The organism is Myxococcus sp. CA051A (assembly GCF_013336705.1).
In the GTDB taxonomy this organism is placed as follows: domain Bacteria; phylum Myxococcota; class Myxococcia; order Myxococcales; family Myxococcaceae; genus Myxococcus; species Myxococcus llanfairpwllgwyngyllgogerychwyrndrobwllllantysiliogogogochensis.
This window is the reverse complement of record NZ_JABUMS010000025.1, coordinates 15,587-35,350: the sequence shown is the minus strand read 5'-3', so window position 1 is coordinate 35,350 and position 19,764 is coordinate 15,587. Positions and strand designations below refer to the sequence as shown.

At 66.6% G+C, this 19,764-nt stretch carries 10 protein-coding genes; 5 read left to right on the top strand and 5 right to left on the bottom strand.

Annotated features, from left to right (window positions below; genetic code table 11):
• Nucleotides 1-7: 7 nt before the first annotated feature.
• Nucleotides 8-1,273, bottom strand: coding sequence for a cytochrome P450 (locus HUA74_RS40960; RefSeq protein WP_174458929.1), 1,266 nt, complete (start codon nt 1,271-1,273; stop codon nt 8-10).
• 394 nt (nt 1,274-1,667) lie between these two features.
• Here HUA74_RS40960 and HUA74_RS40955 point away from each other — a divergent pair, with 394 nt between their 5' ends.
• Together HUA74_RS40955 and HUA74_RS40950 are read left to right on the top strand one after the other, a co-directional pair.
• Nucleotides 1,668-2,867, top strand: a complete 1,200-nt coding sequence (locus HUA74_RS40955; RefSeq protein ID WP_174458928.1) for a DUF2314 domain-containing protein — start codon at nt 1,668-1,670, stop codon at nt 2,865-2,867.
• Between the two features lie 476 nt (nt 2,868-3,343).
• Complete coding sequence (locus tag HUA74_RS40950) at nt 3,344-6,118, top strand: ELWxxDGT repeat protein (RefSeq protein WP_174458927.1); 2,775 nt, start codon at nt 3,344-3,346, stop codon at nt 6,116-6,118.
• 229 nt (nt 6,119-6,347) lie between these two features.
• On the opposite strand, the gene HUA74_RS46985 is transcribed toward HUA74_RS40950, so the two are convergent.
• Entirely contained in the window at nt 6,348-7,652 is a 1,305-nt protein-coding gene (locus HUA74_RS46985; RefSeq protein ID WP_306440922.1) for a M57 family metalloprotease, read from the bottom strand.
• Nucleotides 7,653-7,992: 340 nt separating this feature from the next.
• Entirely contained in the window at nt 7,993-10,107 is a 2,115-nt protein-coding gene (locus tag HUA74_RS40940; RefSeq protein WP_174458925.1) for a hypothetical protein, read from the bottom strand.
• A 337-nt stretch (nt 10,108-10,444) separates the two neighbouring features.
• Between HUA74_RS40940 and HUA74_RS46980 the strand changes: the two genes are divergently transcribed.
• Both HUA74_RS46980 and HUA74_RS40935 read left to right on the top strand, forming a co-directional pair.
• Nucleotides 10,445-10,558 carry a DUF6289 family protein gene (locus HUA74_RS46980; protein WP_371817390.1) on the top strand — a complete coding sequence of 38 codons (114 nt, stop codon included), beginning with the start codon at nt 10,445-10,447 and terminating at the stop codon, nt 10,556-10,558.
• Between the two features lie 357 nt (nt 10,559-10,915).
• A complete protein-coding gene (locus HUA74_RS40935; RefSeq protein ID WP_174458924.1) occupies nt 10,916-14,731 on the top strand; it encodes an Ig-like domain-containing protein in 3,816 nt (1,271 codons plus the stop codon).
• Nucleotides 14,732-14,844: 113 nt separating this feature from the next.
• Here HUA74_RS40935 and HUA74_RS40930 read toward each other — a convergent pair whose 3' ends face one another.
• Nucleotides 14,845-17,112, bottom strand: coding sequence for a discoidin domain-containing protein (locus tag HUA74_RS40930; protein ID WP_174458923.1), 2,268 nt, complete (start codon nt 17,110-17,112; stop codon nt 14,845-14,847).
• Between the two features lie 297 nt (nt 17,113-17,409).
• On the opposite strand from HUA74_RS40930, the gene HUA74_RS40925 reads away from it, so the two are divergent.
• Nucleotides 17,410-17,988 carry a hypothetical protein gene (locus HUA74_RS40925; RefSeq protein ID WP_174458922.1) on the top strand — a complete coding sequence of 193 codons (579 nt, stop codon included), beginning with the start codon at nt 17,410-17,412 and terminating at the stop codon, nt 17,986-17,988.
• A 79-nt stretch (nt 17,989-18,067) separates the two neighbouring features.
• Here HUA74_RS40925 and HUA74_RS40920 read toward each other — a convergent pair whose 3' ends face one another.
• Nucleotides 18,068-19,558 (bottom strand): ricin-type beta-trefoil lectin domain protein, encoded by a 1,491-nt coding sequence (locus tag HUA74_RS40920; RefSeq protein ID WP_174458921.1) that lies wholly within the window; start codon nt 19,556-19,558, stop codon nt 18,068-18,070.
• Nucleotides 19,559-19,764: the final 206 nt, after the last annotated feature.

Below are 19,764 nucleotides of genomic sequence, written 5' to 3'. Positions count from 1 at the left end.
GCTGTCGTCAGCGAGCCTGGGGCGCGTGGATCTCCCACGCGACCTCGAGGCTCTCGTGCCTCCTGACGGTGACGCTCCTCAAGAAGCCCGGCGTCTGCCCTGGCACCAGCCGGAGCCCCGGGAGACTCCGCAGAAGGGCCTCCAGCGCCAGGCGTGCCTCCAGCCGCGCGAGCGGCGCGCCGATGCAGAAATGGAGGCCCTGCCCGAAGGCGAGGTGCTTCTTGACGTCAGGCCGCCGGACATCGAAGCGCTCCGGCTCGTGGAACCGGGCCTCGTCGCGATTGGCCGACGCGTAGACGATGCGGATGTGGGCTCCCTTGGGAATGGAAACGCCCCCAAGCTCCACCGCCTCCAGCGCGGTACGGAACATGGCATGCACGGGAGAGGTCATCCGCACCGCCTCCTCGACCGCGCCCGCGATGAGGCCCGGGTCGTCCCGAAGGGCCCGCAGCTGCTCCGGATGCTCCAGCAGCAGCTCCACCGCTCCCACGATGAGGCCCGCGGTCGTCTCGTGCCCCGCGAAGTGCACCTGCATCAGCATGCTCACGAGCTCCGACATGCTCATGGGCGGCGTCATCCCCTGTGACCCGGTGACGATGTCGCTCATCAGGTCATCCCGGGGAGACGTTTTGCGTTCCTCGAGTGCCGCGGCGAGGTAGCGCTGGAAGTCGACCACGCCTCGCGCGCATGCGACCTGGTGCTCAATGGGGCCATGCGCCGCGAGGACCGTGGTCAGCTCGTCGGACCAGCGCCGGAACCTGTGGATGTCCGCGTGAGGGATTCCGAGAATCTCCGCGATGATGCTGCACGACAGTGGATGGGCGAACCGCAGGAACAGGTCCGCCTTCCCTTCCTTCCGGAAGGAGTCGATGAGTTCGTCCACGAGGGCGCGGATGAAGGGTTCCTTCTCCGCGAGACGCCGCCCGGTGAAGGCCTTGCTGACGAGGCTCCGGAAGCGCGAATGCGCTGGCGGGTCATTGTCGACGAGGCTGGGGACCAGCGGGTAGCCGTCCATCAGCGCGGCAACCACCTCCGGAGGCGTCGTCGCGGCGCCCACGGTGATGGACTCGGCGGACGAGAAGCGCTCGGTATCGGCGACCACTGCGCTGATGTCCGCATGGCGCGTCACCACCCACGCTCCCAGCGCCGGGCTGAAAAACACCGGCTCCTCCCGCCGTGCACGCGCGAGGAACGGGTGGGGATTCTCGAGCTGGGGAGAGTCGAGCGGGCGATACTCAGACCCGAGTCCTGAAGCGGCGCTGTCCTTGAACATGCGTGCTGACCTCACTCAAAGGTTCGTCGGGTGTTCAGTGCGGATGGGAGGCCCCGCGAATCCTAGCAGGCCAGCAAGACGCACCCGCATCCCGACGGTGACGACGACGCCATGACGAAGCTGGGACAGGAACGGCCGACTGTCGCCTCCGGGTGGTAGGTTGCCGTCACCTACCTTCTTCGAACAGGGCGTGAGGATGAGCATGCGCGGTGTGACCGCCAGGCGGTTGGGTTTCGTGGGGTTCTGGGGCGCGGTGCTCTGTGCGCTCGCGCTCTCGGGCTGTGCCACCCGGGCGGCGACTCTCCGGCCGATTCCCCCACCGCTGCCACCAGGCCCGCTCTTCTCCCCGCGTGCCACGTTTCGCTTCGCCGTCGTCCACACGCCAAAGCCTGGCATGCCAGTCCTCCCGAAGGTGGAGGAGCTGGTGCGCGAGCGCTTCACCGTGCTGCGGCTCGCTGGGAAGGGCTTAGGGGCAGCGCCCCTGCCCACCGTGCGCGTCTCGGAGCGAGCCCTGAAGGACCATCCTCTCCCCGAGCAGGGGATGCTGGAAATCGCCGCGCGCGGCCTCTCGCCCCAGGAGCAGGCGCAGCTCGCGGCCTCCGAGCGCATCACCGTCCTGGAGTTCACCACCGAGCCCCCGGCTTTCGAGGCGGTGCGGCAGGCGCACGCGCTGGCCCTGGAGCTGGCCCGCGCCAGCGGCGGGCTGGTGTGGGACGAGCATGCCGGGGAGTTCTTCTCCGTGGAGGGCTGGCACGAGCGCCGGCTCGAAGGCTGGGACGGCGGCGAGCCGATGCTGCCACGCCACTTCAACACCCGTGTCTACTCGGAATGGGACGGCACCGCACGGCTCATGACCGCGGGACTGGGCACCTTCGGCCTCCCGGACCTGGGAGTGCAGCAGGTCCCGGCGCCGCTCGCGCACACGGTGGGCACGTTCATGAACCTCGTCGCCCAGCTCATGGTCGAAGGCACTGCCATCCGCAAGAATGGGGTCTTCCCCATCACCGTGGACGCACTGAAGCTCGCCTCCTATCGCGAGGCCCTGCTGGAGCAGGTACCGCCCGAGGCGCCACGGCGCACCTTGATTGGCCTGCTCCCCGTGGACCCGAGCGACGTGGAAGGTGAGAACCGGCTGGTGGAAATCATCTTCAAGGCTCGGCCTGGCGACAACCCCTCGGAGCGCCCCTATGCCGCCATCTCCGAGGTCTTCGGCACGCAATCCGAGATTGTCCATGTCGACGAGGACCCGGAGCTGCTGGCCGCGAGCCGCCGCGCCGTGGAGGCCCTGCTCACGCGAATCAAACCGCGCTTCCAGGAGGGTCTGGAGCTGGAGTCGAAGCTGCTCGTGAAGGCCCGCTTCACCACCCATGACGGGGGCATCGAGTGGATGTGGGTCCACGTCACGCGGTGGGAGGGCAGCGTGCTCCATGGCGTGTTGAACAGCGAGCCGGAGGCCGTGCCCGAGCTGAAAGCAGGCTCGCCCGTGACGGTGGGGGAAGACTCGCTCTTCGACTACATCCTGGAGCGGGACGGTGGCTCCGAGGGCAACGAGACGCAGCGCCTCATCCTTGAGCGCTCGGGCAAGACGCGCTGACCGGGTGGAGGCGACCTCGCCCACTCGCCCACGGTCAGGCAGGTGCTCGAGCACTTGAAGCGGCCCGTGGATGTGCCGCCTCTTGCACCGGCACCAGGGCCGCCGCAGCCAGACTTCTGGCAGTCAGCGCCCCACCCTTCCGCGCCGCGCACTCCCGCGCAGCGCTCGGCGGCGGTGTGTCCGTTCACGTGCCACAGGGACCACACCCCCTTGAGCCGACCTCTCCAAGAGGTGCGCTTACCCGTCCGCTCACGAGCAGGACAGCACCATGGGCTTCTATCGGTCCGATGTTCCGGGAGAGCACAGATACGTGGCCTCCACGCAAAACAAGGCCATGCGCCTCGCGTCAGAATTCCCTTCCAGACATGTCAGTCCGGTGCGGTTTCATCCAACGCATCAGTGAGGGGTTCTCCAACATGAATATCCAGAAGCAAGGCGGACGTTCCGCGTCCGTATGTTCCACTCCTGCATCCGGAGTGAGAGGTCTTTTCCTACTCACACTGCTCACCTTGGGCGCGGGCTGCGGCCCGGAGGCAACGGAGCCGTGGGCTCCCAAGCAGGAACCAGGTCCCCTCAGGGAGGCGCTGGACGAAGGACCCGCCTTCCTGGTCAAGGACATCAACACCTCGACTCCGGCCAACGTCGGCTCCAATCCGAAGCACTTCGTCGCGCTCGGTGGGGCGCTCTACTTCGCCGCCGACAGCCACACCTCGGGCGAGGAGCTCTGGAGGACCGACGGCACCTCCGATGGCACCGCGCTGGTCGCGGACCTCTGCTCGGGCCCATGCGGCTCAAACCCGCGCGGTCTGACGGTCATGAACGAGGCGCTCTATTTCTTCGCCTCGAATTCCCACGGAGCCCTGGGGCTGTGGCGCAGCGATGGCACTGTCGCCGGCACGCAGATGCTCAAGGCAATCAACATCAACAACTTCAGTCCAAAACTCACCCCCATCAACGGGACGCTCTACTTCAGCATCTACGACCCCGCCTCGGGAAACGAACTGTGGACGAGTGATGGCACCGCCGTCGGCACGAAGATGCTCGTGGATATCAACCCGGGCACCGGCGACTCCTACCCGAGTGGCTTCCTCGCCTTCAACGGCACGGTCTATTTCAGGGCCACCTCCGGGGTGGGGGCCGAGTTGTGGGCGACGGACGGCACCGCCGCCGGCACCGCCATGCGGATGGACCTCTACCCGGGCACCAACGGCTCCGCGCCAGCTGAACTCACCGTGTACAACGACATGCTCTACTTCATCGCCTCGGATGCTCCCAGCCAGCGGAGTCTCTTCAAGTCCAATGGGACGGCCGCGGGGACCGTCAAGGTGAAGGGTTTCGGGACCATGGGCGCCCCCCTGCTCTTCAACGGGCTGATGTACTTCCCGGCCTCCGACACCGCCTCCGGATACGAGCTGTGGAAGAGCGATGGCACCACCGCCGGGACCTTGCTGGCCGTGGATGTCTTTCCTGGCAGCGCCGCCTCCCACATCAACAACATCAAGGTGGTGGGAGACAGTCTGTTCTTCACCGCCTACGACTCCACCGCTACCTATGCCCTGTGGCAGAGCGACGGCACCCAGGCGGGCACCCAGCGACTCCTCACCGCGCCCTCGAACCTGAACAACGTCAACGTCCTGGGCGGCTCGGTCTACTTTTCCGCCCGGGAGGCGAGCACGGGCTCGAGCGTCTACGCGGAGCTCTGGGTGAGTGACCTGACCGCCGCGGGCACCCGCGTCGTGAAGGACATCAACCCGGGCACCTCGCTTGGCGCCTTTTCAACCCTGGCGACGAGCTACTTCGGCATCCTGGACGGCGTCCTCTACTTCGGAGCCAACGACGGCGTCTCGAACACCGAGCTGTGGCGCAGCGATGGCACGGCCGCTGGCACCACCCAGGTGAAAGACCTCTTCGGGCCCGTGAGCGAGTCCTCCCCCGCGAATCTCGTCGTGTCGAACGGCCGCGTGTTCTTCACCGCCAATGAAGGGAGCCATGGGGCGGAGCTGTGGGAGAGCAATGGCACCGCCACGGGCACCCGCAGGTATTGGGACATCTGCACGGGGAGCTGCAGCCCGACCCTGTCCTCCTTCACCCTGCATGGCTCGAGCATCTTCTACATCACCACCACCAATTCGATTGGAGGCAGCTCGCCCGCGAGGCTGATGCGGAGTCCCACCTCCTCGGGCACCGCTGGCGCCATCCCCGTGGCCAGCTCGCTCACCGTCACCTCGCCCCGATTGGTGTCGTACAAGAACTGGCTGTACTTCCGCGCCAATGACACCAGCTACGGCGACACCTTGCGGATGACGGACGGCTCCTACACCACCCAGACGAGTGACACCGCCGGTCGCGGGCTCAGGACCCCGGACCAGATGGTGGTCTCCAACGGGACGCTCTTCTTCACCGCCGATGACGGCACGAGCATGGGGACCGAGCTGTACAAGACGGATGGCACCTACTCGGGCTCGACGCGGGTGAAGGACATCTGGCCGGGCGTGAACAGCTCCTCCCCGTCCAACCTCACCGACGTGAATGGGACGCTGTTCTTCCGCGCCCAGGATGGAACCGGCGCGTACAACCAACTCTGGAAGAGCGATGGCACCAGCACGGGCACCGTCAAGGTGGCGACCTTCTTGCCGGCAACCGGCGGCGCGTTGACCAACTTCAGGAACATGTCGGGGACGCTCTTCTTCTTCGTGTCCGACTACACCACGACCGAGCTCTGGAAGAGCGATGGCACCAGCGCGGGCACCGTCAAGGTGAAGGACCTTCCGGTGCGCTCCTACTCCGAGTCGACGTACTTCGCCACGATGGGCGGCGCGCTCTACTTCGGCCTGCGTGACGATGCTCACGGCTACGAGTTGTGGAAGAGCGATGGGACTGCCGCGGGCACGGACATCCTGGTGGACCTCCGACCCGGTCCGAATGGGGGATTGGCGACGCAGTCCTACAACAATGGCGCGCTCGTCTCGAACCTGCTTCCGTTGGCCGAAGGGCGGCTGTTGTTCTCCGCGTCGGATGGGGAAACCGGAATGGAGTTGTGGATGACGGACGGGAGCGCCGCGGGAACGGTGCGCTTGACGGACCTGGCACCGGGTGACGCCTCCTCCACTCCGACGTCGCTGACTCGCGCGGGCACCCTGGTCTACTTCGCCGCCAACGACGGGGGGCGTGGCCGCGAGTTGTGGGCCCTGCGTGTCGCCGACATCATGGACAGCAGCCAGACTTCTGGCAGTAAGGGCCCCACCCCTTAGCCCCCTACCCTTCAGCGCGGCGCTCTCCCGCGCCGCGCTCGGCAGCGGTGTGTCCGTTCACTTCCCTCGGGCACAGCGTATCGTCGTGCGCCTGCGCCCCGGGCGCGGCTCGAAGTGACCCGGATGGCGCATACCCGCGTGGCTATCCGGGGTCTGTCATTGGGTGCGTTGAAGCGAAACCGGCGGCCCGGAGCACTTCTGTCCGGGCCGCCCATTGCCAACGGGGCGATTACGGGCTGAGGGAGATGCTCCCCGCCCAGTAACCGTAGGAGTACGAGGTCACGCCATTGCGGGTGGTGCCCGCGTAGCCACCCTGGGCCGGCTGGATGGTGACAGTCACCTGTCCGCCGCTGGAGGCAATCACACCCGCGTGCACGGACGCCGTGCAGACATCCGAGTCATCGGTGTAGAGGTCCGTCCCCCAGATCGCCGCTCCGAGGCTCGCCGTCGGGCAGTTGCACCGGATTTGCGTCCCGTTCTGCCCGCGGTAGGACAGGAAGTTGAAGCTGGAGCAGATCGGCGGAGTCTGCGGCACCTGAGCGCCGATGAGGCGGAAGCTCCCCGCCCAGGCGCCGTAGGAGTTCGTGGTGACGCCGTTGCGAGTGGTTCCCACGTAGGTGCTCTGGCCCGGCTGGATTTCGACGACCACCGTCCCACCGCTGGTGGAGATGACACCCGCGTGCACCGCGGCGGTGCAGATATTCGAGTCATCGGTGTAGAGATTCGTTCCCCAGACAGTGCCTGAGGCCCCCGGGGAGCAGGTGCAGCGACCCTGTGCCCCCGTCTGCCCTCGGAAGACCGTGAGGTCGACGTTCGAGCAGTTCGGGAGCTCGCTCGGGCCGTAGAGGGCTTTCAGCGCGGCCTCGTCGGCCTGGGTGAACTCGCCGGTACTGCCGAAGTTGGGGCAGGCGTTCATGACGGACCCGTCCCAAACGGCGGCTTCCGGCGACCCCGGGATGAGGATGGCGCCCACGCCCATATCGCCCTCGTTGTAGCCGCTCGGGCAACTGATGGCGCTGTTGTAGTAGTCCGTGTGGCGCAACCCGATGGCGTGGCCAATCTCGTGGGTGATGGTGTGCTCGTTGATGTCGAGCTCGTAGTTGGCCAGCAAGACAGTCATGTAGATGGTCCCGTGGGGGAGACCGAGCGCAGGGAAGAACGTCCAGCTATGGTCCTCGGTCGTGGTCACCATGTCGATGTTCGCGGAGCAGCCGGTGGTCGGGCCGCGCTCGAAGGTGAACCGCAGACCCAGCGCGTTGTAGTTTTCGATGGCCATGTTGAGCCCCAGCTTCAACTTGGGATGCTCGTTGAACGAGTCCGATGGGTTGAGGCAGATCTTCGTCACTGAGGGGCCGACGACGTTGGTCGTTCTGTAGTGCTCGGCGCTCCCCGGGGGGGCCTGAAGCATCTCTCGGGAGGCCTGGAGCGTCACACGCGTGTCGCCGCCCACGAAAACAGCCTCGTTGATGACCTGGATGTCCTTGGCCGGATAGCCGGCCTCGATGAGGTTGGAGATGATCTCCTCATTCTCCATTCGCGGATCCATACCGCCGCAACCGACCAGCAATGCGACACCGGTCACCGCGAGGACTGCTGCCTGCTTGAACATGGATGCTCGTCTCTTTGACTTCGGGGGAATGCGCCGCCCGGCGAGGGCTTCCCGCCGGGGCCGCGCGCCAGGTTTCATAGCGCGCCCCCACCCCAAACCCTCAGCGACAACCTTGGATGCTTAATCCGTCTCAAGTCTCGGGATTCGAGACACCCACGCGAAGTCGGAACTTGCTGCTGAAATGACCCCGCGGGCTGTTGAAGACCGGGGCCTCCCGCCTCGCTGGGCTGAGGCGCCAGACGCGCAAGGGAACGCGGCGGCGTGCTCAGTCCAGGATGAGTGAGTAGGGGCCGTACGTGAAGCTCCCGGACGCAATGTCAGGCCGGACCCGGAGGTGGTGGAGGCCCGATTGGGTGGGAGTGAAGTCCCCCGCGAAGCTCCTGGGCACCGCCGTTCCATCCGGGGCCACCACACTCACCACCGTCCCGAAACCGGCCGTGGCCTTCACGCGACGCGGCTGCCCGGCGAGCAGGCTCAGCGAGAACACGTCCACGTCGAACGCGGAGTCCAGCACCGCGGGCAGCAGCAGCGGATAGGTGATGGGCGTCGCATGGACCAGGTCATCCCCATGGTCGTCCGTGCCCAGGTACTCCAGCGTGAGCTGGTAGAGCCCCGCCCTGACGACGACGTAGACCGGAGCCGTTGCGTCGGCGTCCAGGTGGTAGCTGATGGTGGTGCCCTGGGTCGTCTTGAGCGTGCGAAGCAGCCCGGCCGGTGACTCGAGCTTCGGGTCGCATCCGGTGCAGCTCACCCGATAGAGGGCATTGGCCTCCATGGAGAAGGTGAACACGTCCACGTCCGTGCTCACGTAGCACGCGCCAGAGACAGGCAGGCCCGGTTCGAGCGGCGTGGCTGTCGCGGGTGTGTCCCCGTGGTCATCGGGTCCCAGGTCACGGGCCCAGATGGAGAAGGTGCCCGCACGCCCGAACGGCGCGACATCCACCTCCAGGAAGTAGACCGCCTCCTCGGACGACAGGAAGGTGAAGCCACCGGACAGGGTATGGAGCACCGTCCCCTGCGCGTTCTTCAGCCTCACTGCGCCCGCGTTGCCGGTGCCTCCCATCTGCTGAAGGGAGTAGTGGTGCCCGGCACGCACGGAGAAGGAGAAGACATCCACGTCGAGGCGCGTCTCCATGTGTCCCGTGAGCAGGGAGGGAAGCAGCACTTCGGTCGCATCCACGAGGGTGTCCCCGTGGTCGTCTGAACCCAGGTCTTCCAGGCGACAGGAATAGGGGCCCACGTAGGCCCCGAAGCCCACCTCCACGAAGTACTCGGCGACAGCGGCCGCATCCACCGAGACACGTGTCGGCTGGTTCTCGACGTACGTGTGGACATCCACCATCTGCCCCGTGCCATTCGTGAGCATCAGGTGCGGCCCCACGCTGTACCCAGGGACGACCTCGCAACTGAAGAGGTAGATGTGTCCCACCTGGGTGGTGAAGGAGAAGACATCCCGGTCCAGTCCACCGGAGAGCTGCCCCGTGAAAGGCACGGACGACGGCGTCACCGGAGTGGCGTACTCCCGCGCATCCCCGTGGTCGTCCGTGCCCAGGGTCGCGAACTGGAGCGTATAGGCCGCCTGGACGATGAGGTCCTGCGCGAAGACCGACGTCACCTCCACCCGGTAGATTCCGTCATGCGTCGCATTGAAGGAGACCGTGCCCGTGGGATCCCCCGTGGACGAACCCGTGGGAGAGAGGACCTTCACCTTGCAGGACACGGCCGGGTTCTGGGACGTGCAGGTGACGCCATGGAAGGCCCCGTGCGACAAAGACACGGTGAACACATCCATGTCCGTGCGCAGCTCCATGACGCCCGTGGCCTGGGTGCTCGGGAGCCAAGGCGTGGCCGTTTCCACGGTGTCACCGTGGTCATCCTGCCCCACGTCCTCGAGCACGCAGCTGTAGGAGCCCGACAGCTCCTCATGGACGGCGAACATCCTCAGGTAGGTGGTCTGCGCCGAGTGGGTCTTGAAGTAGAGGCTGCGCCCGGACGAAATCCAGACAGGGACCCAATCCAGACGCCTGCCCGCGGAATCGATGAGCTCGAGCCCCCAACCCACGAGCGGCTCCGGAAAGGTGCAGTGGAAGCGGTAGAAGTGCCGGGCCCCCGACTGGAAGGCGAAGACATCCCGGTCGAGGGAGCTCTCCAGCGTGCCTCCGAAGCTGGCAGAGGAGGCAGGGAGGTGCGTCGCGGTGGCCGGAGTGTCTCCGTGGTCATCGAGCAGCGCGCCTGAAAGGGAGACATTCGCCGGCTGGAAGGACTCCGCCTGCATACCCGGGGCGCCCTCCTCTATTGGCTCGGGGAGTGCTCCACCGCAGCCCAGCGCGAACATCAGAATGGGCAGACGACGCCAGATGCTTCGTAGCAGGGGTGTCATGGTCGTTCCTCCAGACAGCAGGTGGGATGGATGGGCCAACGGCGTGGGCCCCTCCTTCCTGAAGGAAGACGCGGCGGAAAGCAAAAACACTGGCACACGGAGCACATGTCAAGCCATGGCAACTCCATGGGACGTCGGAGCGCCGCGCACCAGGACACACTTGGCTGAGGCGGAGGAGCCGAGGCGGGGCGCGGATGGGGGCCGCCGAACCGTGCGCCACCTCGGAGGAAAGGCCGTCTATTCTCGGTCGCCAAGATAGAGCCAGAGCACTCTTGTCCATCCCCGCACGGGCCGGACAGCATCTCCCAGACTCCTGGGATGGACACGCCCGCCTGGAATGACGACCCTCGCGGGAGATCGGCGATGTGATTGCAATGGCATCCGCAGAAACTGGGGCGTCAGGACCAGTCACTACGAGTTCACCAAAGTCGAGTGCCACGAACGGCGGTAGCGTGGAATGCGGCCGCATTCAGTGCCGCGAGGTGTCGCCCCAACCCGTCAGGGCGTCAGGCTCAGGACCGCGATGACGCGTGCGTCGCCGACTGGCCGAGATCTGGAGGTCGCTCCAAGGGGAACGTCAGAGGGTCGCGGTACATCGGTGCGGTGTGGCGAGCGCCTGTCACCTGGTTGCAGGTGCCCTCGCCTATCCGGGCGCGCATGACCCCTGTCCGTACAGGGGCTCCGTCGACGCGTGGTCCCTCTTGCTGCTTCTTGGTCCTGTCGTCGTCACCCGAGTCGCGGGAACGGAAAGCGCCGCACGAGCCGTTCGGCCCGCGACATCCCCCCTATGACATTGAAACCCTCCTGGATGAGATGGGCCCTGGTTGTCCTGGGCCTCATGGTGTTCACCCCTGCCTGCAAGGACAACACGCCGAACGACAATGACCCGCCGGACGCCTCGGGCGATCCCGACGCTGGAGGCTCCGATGGTGGCTCCAGCCCCACGGGGGACGGTGGGACTGGAGACGGTGGCTCGCAGCCTTCGGAGAGCCTGGGCTTCATCGACTACGTGTTGCCCGCGTTGGACGCGGAGGCGGTCCCTCGCAACGCGCGGGTCATCGTGGGCTTCACGGAGGCGCTCGACGTCAGCACGGTGAACGAGCATGTCCTCACGGTGTCGGAGAACGGGGTCTCGCTCCAGGGCACCCTGACTCATGACGCCACCACCCGCACGCTGACCTTCACCCCGGCGCGTCCGTTCACCGCCGACGCGTTGGTGACGGCGGTGGTCTCCTCGCTGCTGCGCTCGGTGACGGGCAAGTCGCTGAGCGTGCCCCATCACTCCATCTTCACGGTGGGGTTGGAGTCGGACTCGTCGCCGCCGAGCGTGACGGCCACGAAGCCCCTCCTCGGAGTGACGGACGTGCCGTCGACCTGGCCGGTGTACGTCCTCACGTTCAACGAGGCCATGGACCCGCGCACCCTCACGGCCGAGTCGCTCCAGTTCGAGCAGTTGCTGGGTCCGAACCCCGCGTCGCCACTCTCCGGGACGTACTCCTATGAAGCCGCGAGCCGGTCGCTGTACTTCCGGGTGAGCCCCCAGCCCGCGCCGGGCGCACGTGTCACGGGCACGCTCTCCACGAAGGCGAAGGACCTGGCGGGCAATCCCCTCGTTCAGCCGTACACGCTCACGTTCGTGGTGGCGTCGTCGAGAGACACCACCTCGCCTCGCGTGCAGGCAACCCTGCCGGAGGCGACCTCGGTGGGAGTCGCCGTGCGCAACGCCCCCATCATCGTCACGTTCAGCGAGCCGCTCCGGCCCGCGAGCATCACGCCGGACCGTCTCTACCTGGAGGAGCTGAACGCGGATGGCACCCAGGTGGTCGGCCTCGTCCCGGGCGCCCTGCGCTACGACGACGCGCGGCTCCAGGGGGTCTTCACTCCTGCCCAGCCCTTGAAGTACCAGACGCGCTACCGGGGACACGCCCGCTTCGTGGAGGATATCGTCGGTAACCGGCTGGTGCCGTTCGAGGGTTTCGGCTTCGTCACGGAGCTGCCCCCCTCCCCTCCACAGGTCCTCGACGCGACGCCTGCTCCGGACACGCGCTTCGTGCCGCTGAGTGGCCCGCTGCGCGTGCGCTTCGACCGGCCGCTGGACCGGGACTCCATCACCCCGGAGACGGTCAGCGTCGCGGGTGTCACGGGGGTGGCCAACTACGAGTCATCGACGAACACGGTGGCGTACCGTCAGTTGTCGCCCTTCGCGCCGGCGACGAACTACACGGTGACCGTGAGGGACGTACGCACGCCGCAGGGGGCGAGCCTCGCTTCGCCCTTCACGTACACCTTCCGCACGGTGGCTCCGGGGGTGAGGGTGAGCGCGGGCAGTCCTGGCCAGCCGGGCCCGGCCGTGTTCGCCACCGGGCCGCTGGGGACGCTGGCCGTGTGGAACGAGAACACGGGCACGGGCGTCCAGGTCCGCGCCTCGCTCAACCGAGGCTCTGGCTTCGGAGCGTCCATCCTGGTGGGCGAGGGGCGCTCGATGAAGGAGTCGCCGCAGGCGGCCGTGTGGGACCAGCGGTTCATCGTGGGGTGGTCGACCCCATCGCCCAACGACGATGCGGTGGCGACCTTCGATGGAACGGCCTTCACCCCGGTGACGCCTGGCATCCGTGGCCACCTCTTCGGCTTCGGCGACAACCTCTATGCCTATGACTCCGTAGCGAAGTCCTTCCGTGTGCGCTCCGGAGCGCAGTGGTTGGAGGTGACCCGGAAGAACCTGGGGACGTCCCCCACCCTCGTCTCCAACGCGGGGGCCGTGATGTTGATATCCGGGCCGGACTCTTTCGAGGACGTCACGACGATTTTCGATGGTGTGCAGTGGGTGCATTCCAGCGTCGTCTCCTCGTCCGTGGAGGAGCAGTACACCCTCGTGGGAGACAGCTTTGGCCGGGCGTGGACCACCTCGGAGGGGACGTGGTTCTCGCTCTTCAATCGGACCACCCGGGCGTGGGGTCCCGCCGAGTTCATCACCTCCAGTCAGGCGCGCAACCTGCGCATCGCCTCGGATGGCAGCACCGTCACGGCGCTCTTCATCCGCTCGGATGAACTCACCGCGTCGGTTCGCGTCAATGGTGAGTGGCAGTCCCTCGTGCGGCTGCCGGACAGCGGGCCTCTGCTCCTCCCCGTGGCGATGGTTTCGTACCAGGGCAACTACGTCGGGTTGTTGTCGGGCAGCTCCTCGGGGCTGCACTCCATCACGCAAGTGGGGGGCTCGTGGACGTCGGTGACGAGGAGTGTTGTCGCGACAGGGATGCACGCGGTGCTCGAGACGCGCGCGGTGGGCAATGAGCTGCTGGTCCTGATGAAGAAGAACGGCCCGACGTCGTCCCTGCATGAAGTCTGGGGGACCGCGCTCACGTCGCAGGGGTGGCAGCCGAGCGTCCAGCTTCGAGGCGCGGAGAGCACTCCCGTGGTGCCGCATCGGGTGGGGGACCAGGTGAGTGTGTCCTATGTGGCGCCGGGGCAGCTCTCCGTGCGTGGCTATCAGGGCGGCGGCCAGTGGGGCGCGGCGAGGCAGATGGTGACGCCGCCGCTCGTCGGTGGCGTGCGGGAGGCGGTGGTCCACTTCGCGCCGGACGGGCAAGGAGCCGCCGCGTGGGAGCAGTTCGATGGGGGCGTGTGGAGCCTCTTCCTCGCGGAGTACGACGGGGAGGTGTGGCACCAGCCCGTGCGTCTGGGGCCCGTGGGCTCCAACGTCCGGGTGGCCGTGGATGGCGACAGGGTGGTCGTCGCATACCTTCAGCCATCCACCACGGCGGGCAAGATGGACATCTGGGCGGTGTCCTACGCCGCGGGGGCGATGGGGACGCCGGTCAAGCTGGACAGCGTGACGGCTACGGCCCCCGACCTGGTCCTGGTGCACGGAGCCAGTGGCTTCATGGCGGCGTGGGGCGAGTGGGAGATTCGCTCGGCGCAGAGCGTGGACGGGACGACGTGGAGCACGCCTCAGCTCGCCGCCGAGCGCACGTCGACGATACTGCGTTGGAGAAACACCCAGTTGATTCCCTCGGGAGCCTCCTTCGCGTTGTCGACGAAGCGGGAGGACCGCGAGCTGAACATCCTGCGCATGCACACCTCGGGCGTCTGGCAGCCGAGGGTGGAGCCGGTGCTGCGGACCGGCATCTACGACATCGTGGCCACGGACAGCGCGGTGATGGTGATGGCGCCCCTCAGCCATGAGTTCCGCTACATGGTGCACAACGGTGTCGCCTGGTCCAACGAGAACACCGTGGCGTCGTCAGGGGACGGCCAGGGCTTGCTGGCCGTGTCCCCGAGCGGGATCCGGATGCACACGGACCTGAGTTGGTGGCGGTGGACTGGAACGGAGTGGTTGAAGGAAGCGACGAACGTCAGCCGCCCCTACCCGTCTGGCAGCCTGCGGTGCGACGCGAAGGGCTGTGGGCTGATGACGGGGCCCGGCTTCGGGGAGTCGACGGACCTGGGCTTGTCCTACGCGTCGGGCACACGCTCGTTCTGGAGCGGCGCCACGCCCCACCAGGGGCCCTTCCCCGTCCAGACCTGGAGCGTGACGTGGGACTTCGCGGGGGGCACCTACCGCGCCACCTGGCGGCAGCCCGTGGAGCCGGGAGTGACGGCGCTGCACGCCAGCACGGAGCTGTGACGCCGGGCGCGCGGGTGTGAGTCCGTGAGGACGGAGCGGGAGCCGAGGCTTCCGCTCCGTCCTCGCGTCATGAAGTGGCCCGTCACACAGCCCCGAGGATTGGGGCGTCGTGCCTACCGGTAGAGGCGGACGTCACAAATCTGGGAGAACTGGGTGATGCCGGGGAAGGTGCCCGACGCGTAGAACCGCACGTAGCGCGTGTTCACCCCTCCGCCCGAGCGCTGGCTGTAATCCCTGATGAGCGTCTGACCGGACGCATACGACAGGGAGCCGCCGTCCTGAATCACCCAACTGCTCCCGTTGAGGCTGAGGCCCATGTACCAGCTCGGCGGATTCGCGCTGCCGAAGAGGACCTCCATCCGCTTGACCAGGTGCACCTGTCCCAGGTCGATGTACACCGACTGCTCGTTCCCGTTGCTCGTCCACCAGCAGGAGCCCGTGTTGTCATCCGTCACCGTGTAGGCCGCGATGGCGTTGATGGTGGCGTTGCTGGACGTCGCGGGAATCTTCTGCTCGACGGTGGCGTCGACGAAGAAGGGCCCCGCGATGCCGAAGCGGCCCGAGTCGTTCTTGTCCACCACCTTGAGCAGCACGTTCGAGTTGCCCCAGCCGCCCGTGTAGAAGTTCCAGTACCTGTTCGTGTTCGCCACGACGTCCTCGCCCACCTTGGTCCACGTCGCACCGTTGTCTCGCGAAGCGAAGTAGTCGACCGCCACACCCTGCGGATGGGACCAGTGGACGGTGACATTCACGCCATCGTGCGTCGTGGTGCCGACCCAGGGCAGTTCGGCCTCGATGCCATTGGCGATGGTCAGCGTCGTCGCGTTGGAGACGATGGTCTGCTGGTGGGGGTCCACCACCCTCCAAAGCGAGGTCGTCGGCAGCGTGGCGGAGTCGATGGGGTAGTAATAGTTGTTGGTGATGGTCCCGACGGTCTTCCAGTCAGGCGACAAGGGGTTGGTCGCGCGCTGGAGGATGAGGCTGTTACCACCGCCGTTGATGAACAGCATGGGCACGAGCTGCCGGTTGATCACCGGGTGCTCGAAGGAGACGGTCGGCTTGCTGACGGGATTGGTGACCCAGATGGGGGCCATGACGACTTCGGAGTTGCCCCAGTTCTGGGTGAGCGTGACGACGTAGATGGACTCGTAGGGCGTCAGCGAGAACGCCTCGCGCACATTGATGAGGTTCGGGTCGGAGTAGGTGATTTCCTTGAGGGGCGCGCCGGGCTGGAAGGGGTTCCAGACCTGGAGCTTCGTCCACTCGTTGCCACCATACCCGGTGCCGTCCTTGGTCGTGCCCCACACGGTGAAGTCCAGCCTCCGCTCGTTGGCGGCGCGCTCGAACTCGGAGCCCATGGGGCGCCCGTTGACCATGAAGAAGCCGGAGGCGGGCGCGAGCCCGGTGCGAAACACCGAGCGGTTGCGCAGCGCGGTCAGGAAGTTGTTGTAGTTGAACGGCGTGCCGGGTGGCAGCACGACACCGCCGCGCCCCTGGGCGAAGTCATCGCCGTAGAGCTTCTCCCGGGGCACGCCGGGCTCGTCGATGAAGGGCCTGACGAAGGAGCCGTCGGGATTCCGGTCCAGGTACTCATGCGCCAGCAGCTCGCGGGTGGTGGCGTGCGCGTCCGAGTTGGAGACCGGGGCGACGCGGAAGCCTCGACGCAGCAGCTCGAAGTACCTGGGGAGCCCGTTGAACTCGGTGAGTTCGATGGCGTCACGAACGTTGCGGCGGCGGTCCGGCTCGGTGGGCAGCGTGAACCAGACGTTGTCGCTGGGGTGGTTCAACTGGACGTGGGTGCTGAGCAGCGGATTGGTCGAGTAGTTGTTGAGGATTTCGTGATGCATGTCCCAGACATCGTCCGAGTGGACGTGGACGTGCCGGTTGAAGCTGTTGAAGTGGTGGTCATGGGAGGGGCCGGTGCCGTCGTCGGGACCGACGTGGCTCTCCACGCCCGTGAGGATGAGCAGCTCGGGCTGACCGTTCGCATCCAGCTCCGGGCTCAGCTGGGAGATGGGGTCATCACCGTCATAGCCGTCGTCCCAGGACGAGGTGTGGTTGCTGGTACCGAAGAAGTCATAGCCATGGCGGAACGCGGACTGGAGTACCTCGCTCCGCAGAATCTGGGGCGTGAAGTCGAGCTCCGTGTCCTCGTTCTCCGAATGGCCTCGGGGGTGGCTGTGCAGGTCGCCGAGGAAGACCTGCCAGCCCCCGCCGCCAAGCTCCTGAGCGATACGATTGCGATACTTGCTCTCCCGTTCCGCGGGGAGCGGAATGCGGTCCGAGGCGACCACGTTCGTCACCTCCCCCGCGAGGGAGGGACCCGCCACCAGGGCAGCCGTCAACAACAGCCAGGGGCTGCGACTTCCACGTCGAGACATGGGATTTCCTCTGAAAGAGCCCCGTGAGCGGGGTGTTTTTTCAAGAGGCATTACGGAGGCATGACGGGAAGCTGGTCGTTCGGACCGCGAGCGAAGGTGCTGGTTGAATGCGGGAGGACCCGTGGCGCACCCGAGTCCCAGGGGGCTTCCACCCCACCTCGGAGCCCCCAGAAGGATTGAAGGCTCAACAGCGTGGAGTCACCGGGGCTGACGGGGCTATCGCGGATTTGTTCCAGCGCCCCGAAACGCAGTAGAAACATCGTCTTTGGGCCGGAAAGCAGTGGCGGGGAAGCCGACATGAGTGACGCAGTGTCTCGAGAAAAGAAGAGTCCAACCGCCGTGACGTACCTGCGCGTCCCGTTGTTGCTGATGACGGCGATGCTGACCATGGGCAGTGGCATGGGCAATCCGGGGTGCGGCAGTGGCGACGACAAGGACGACGACGACATCGGGCCCGAACGCTGTGAATCAGGCTGCGCCATCAGCGGCGACTATGTGTTCCGCTTCCAGGACCCCACGCCGTTGAGCGCCGACTGCGGCCTGCTGGGGGTGTCGCTGCCGGAGGGCGAGCGGGTCGTCGTGGTCCAGAAGGGCAGCGAGGTGGACATCACCGCGACGCTGGGAGAGCTCCAGCTCACGGGCTCGCATTACGGGAGCACCACCAAACACATCGTGCTGAGGGCCATTGTGCAGCTCCAGCGCCGCGAGGGACCTCCCACCGAGTTGCTCTACCTCATCGAAGGCCAGTTCGCGGAGGGCCCCGAGAGTGTCGACGCGCCGGCCTCTTTCTCCGGGACGTTCAATGCCAACCATGTGAACACGGTGGCGGGCGACCCGGAGTGCCGCGTGGTGCGTCGCTTCACGGCGACGCGCTGACCTGAGTCGAAAAGGTCGCGTCGCTGTCCTCGGTGGGCGGCGACGCGGCCTGGTCGTAGGTCAGTAGCGGGGCGGCGCGCTACCAGCGGTGCTCCCACTTCTGGTTGTCACCTCCGTGGCATTCCCACAAGAACGGCAGCGTCCCGTCGGACGTGCTCCAGGGGTTGTCGAGGCACAGCCCGCCCGGCCCCCGAATCTCCCCTCGCAGATGGAACTTCTGCGCGGATGAGCCATTGCAGTCCCAGAGCCGGAAGGGGGTGCGGTTGGTCGTATTCCCATCGGCGAGGTCCAGACACTTCCCGCCGAGGCCGCGAATCTCCCCGCCCTGGTTGAACGTCCACCGCTGGTTCGCGCCGCCATGGCAGGCATAGGCCCACACCGGCGTGCCATTCGCGGTGCTCCACGGCACATCCAGACACCGGCCATCCGGCGCGCGGATGAGGCCTGAATCCGTCACCGTCCACTTCTGGTTGGGGCCCCCCCAGCAGTCGAAGAGCCAGGTCCCCGAGCCGTCATACGCATAGGGGACGTCAACGCACTTGCCGGAGATGTGACGAAGCTCCACGTTCTCCATCCGCCACTGCTGATTTCCAGTCGCCCAGCAGTCGAAGAGCCAGGTCGTGGTACCGGCTGTCGCAAAGGGCGCGTCCAGACACTTGCCCGCGTTGCCGACAAAGGCCAGGGCTTCCCGCCGGAACGTCTGCGCCGAGGAGCCGTTGCACGAGTGGAGCTGGAACGGAGTGCGGTTCGCGGTGCCGCCCCCCTGCGCGTCCAGGCACTTGCCGCCCCACGCCTTCAGCTCCCCGGTGGGCCGGTGCGCCCGCCAGAGCCACCCGAGCGAGGTGTGGTCCAGAAAGATGCCCTGGTTGTGGATGCCATTGTTCGAGTGGTTCACGCCGACGACCTGCAGTGAGTCGTCTTCGATCACCGCGGCACCGCTGCTTCCAGACTCCGTGTCGCAGGAGTGGAGGAAACCGGCGGCGAGAGGGGGGATGTAGCAAGTCTGCGACCACTCGAGGTCCCTGCCCTGGGGGTGACTGAAGATCGTCCCAGAGGAGCCCACCGGATTGTTGATACCGCCCGCGTTGGACTGGAATCCCACCGCCGCGGGGGGCGGCGGGCTCACCTCGAAGAAGGCGTAATCCCAGGCGCCCGAGTTCTGCATCGCCAGGATGCGGGTACAACTCGAGACCAGATAGGGGCCGGTCCCCGCGCGCTTTCCCCAGGAGACGGTCGTGTCCGCGGGACACGCGAGGTTCGACTGTCCGCCGGAGCCCGCCGCGAAACAGTGGCCCGCGGTCATCACCACGCCGTTGCCCAGGTGGGTCGCGGTACAGAAGCCCGCAGTGCCGATCTTCAGCAGGCCGAAGGCATCCAGCAGCGGGCGGTACCTCGCCGGGATGTTCGAGCCATCCGCCGCCACGGGGATGAGGTCATTGCCGCCAACGATGAGGCCTTCCCTCTGTGACTGCAGGGGTGTGTCCTCCATGGGCACACCTTCCATGACCTCGAGCTCCGTGCCACAACCCACCAGCAGCAAGGCCATCACTCCCGCCATTCGACGCAACATGCACATCCCCCCATTCCTCGTAGCGCTGCCTTGAAAATGGCCGGAGCGCCGAGGTCTCGTGCTGTCAGGAACGTGCACCGTCCAGATCCTTGGCTCCCGCGCGGGCGGACGCCGCTGAGTCGTCAGCCACCCTCCGCCTCATCCTCCTGACGCATTCGCGGTCCTCGTTCGATACATGGGAGAGAGCGCGTATGAGAAGGATTTCG

What these genes read in the sequence shown, in the direction of transcription:
- HUA74_RS40960 (WP_174458929.1), bottom strand. Translation starts at nt 1,273, where the DNA reads ATGTTCAAGGACAGCGCCGCTTCAGGACTCGGGTCTGAGTATCGCCCG.
- HUA74_RS40955 (WP_174458928.1), top strand. Translation starts at nt 1,668, where the DNA reads ATGCCAGTCCTCCCGAAGGTGGAGGAGCTGGTGCGCGAGCGCTTCACC.
- HUA74_RS46985 (WP_306440922.1), bottom strand. Translation starts at nt 7,652, where the DNA reads ATGGAGAATGAGGAGATCATCTCCAACCTCATCGAGGCCGGCTATCCG.
- HUA74_RS40940 (WP_174458925.1), bottom strand. Translation starts at nt 10,107, where the DNA reads ATGACACCCCTGCTACGAAGCATCTGGCGTCGTCTGCCCATTCTGATG.
- HUA74_RS46980 (WP_371817390.1), top strand. Translation starts at nt 10,445, where the DNA reads ATGACGACCCTCGCGGGAGATCGGCGATGTGATTGCAATGGCATCCGC.
- HUA74_RS40935 (WP_174458924.1), top strand. Translation starts at nt 10,916, where the DNA reads ATGAGATGGGCCCTGGTTGTCCTGGGCCTCATGGTGTTCACCCCTGCC.
- HUA74_RS40930 (WP_174458923.1), bottom strand. Translation starts at nt 17,112, where the DNA reads ATGTCTCGACGTGGAAGTCGCAGCCCCTGGCTGTTGTTGACGGCTGCC.
- HUA74_RS40925 (WP_174458922.1), top strand. Translation starts at nt 17,410, where the DNA reads ATGAGTGACGCAGTGTCTCGAGAAAAGAAGAGTCCAACCGCCGTGACG.
- HUA74_RS40920 (WP_174458921.1), bottom strand. Translation starts at nt 19,558, where the DNA reads ATGTTGCGTCGAATGGCGGGAGTGATGGCCTTGCTGCTGGTGGGTTGT.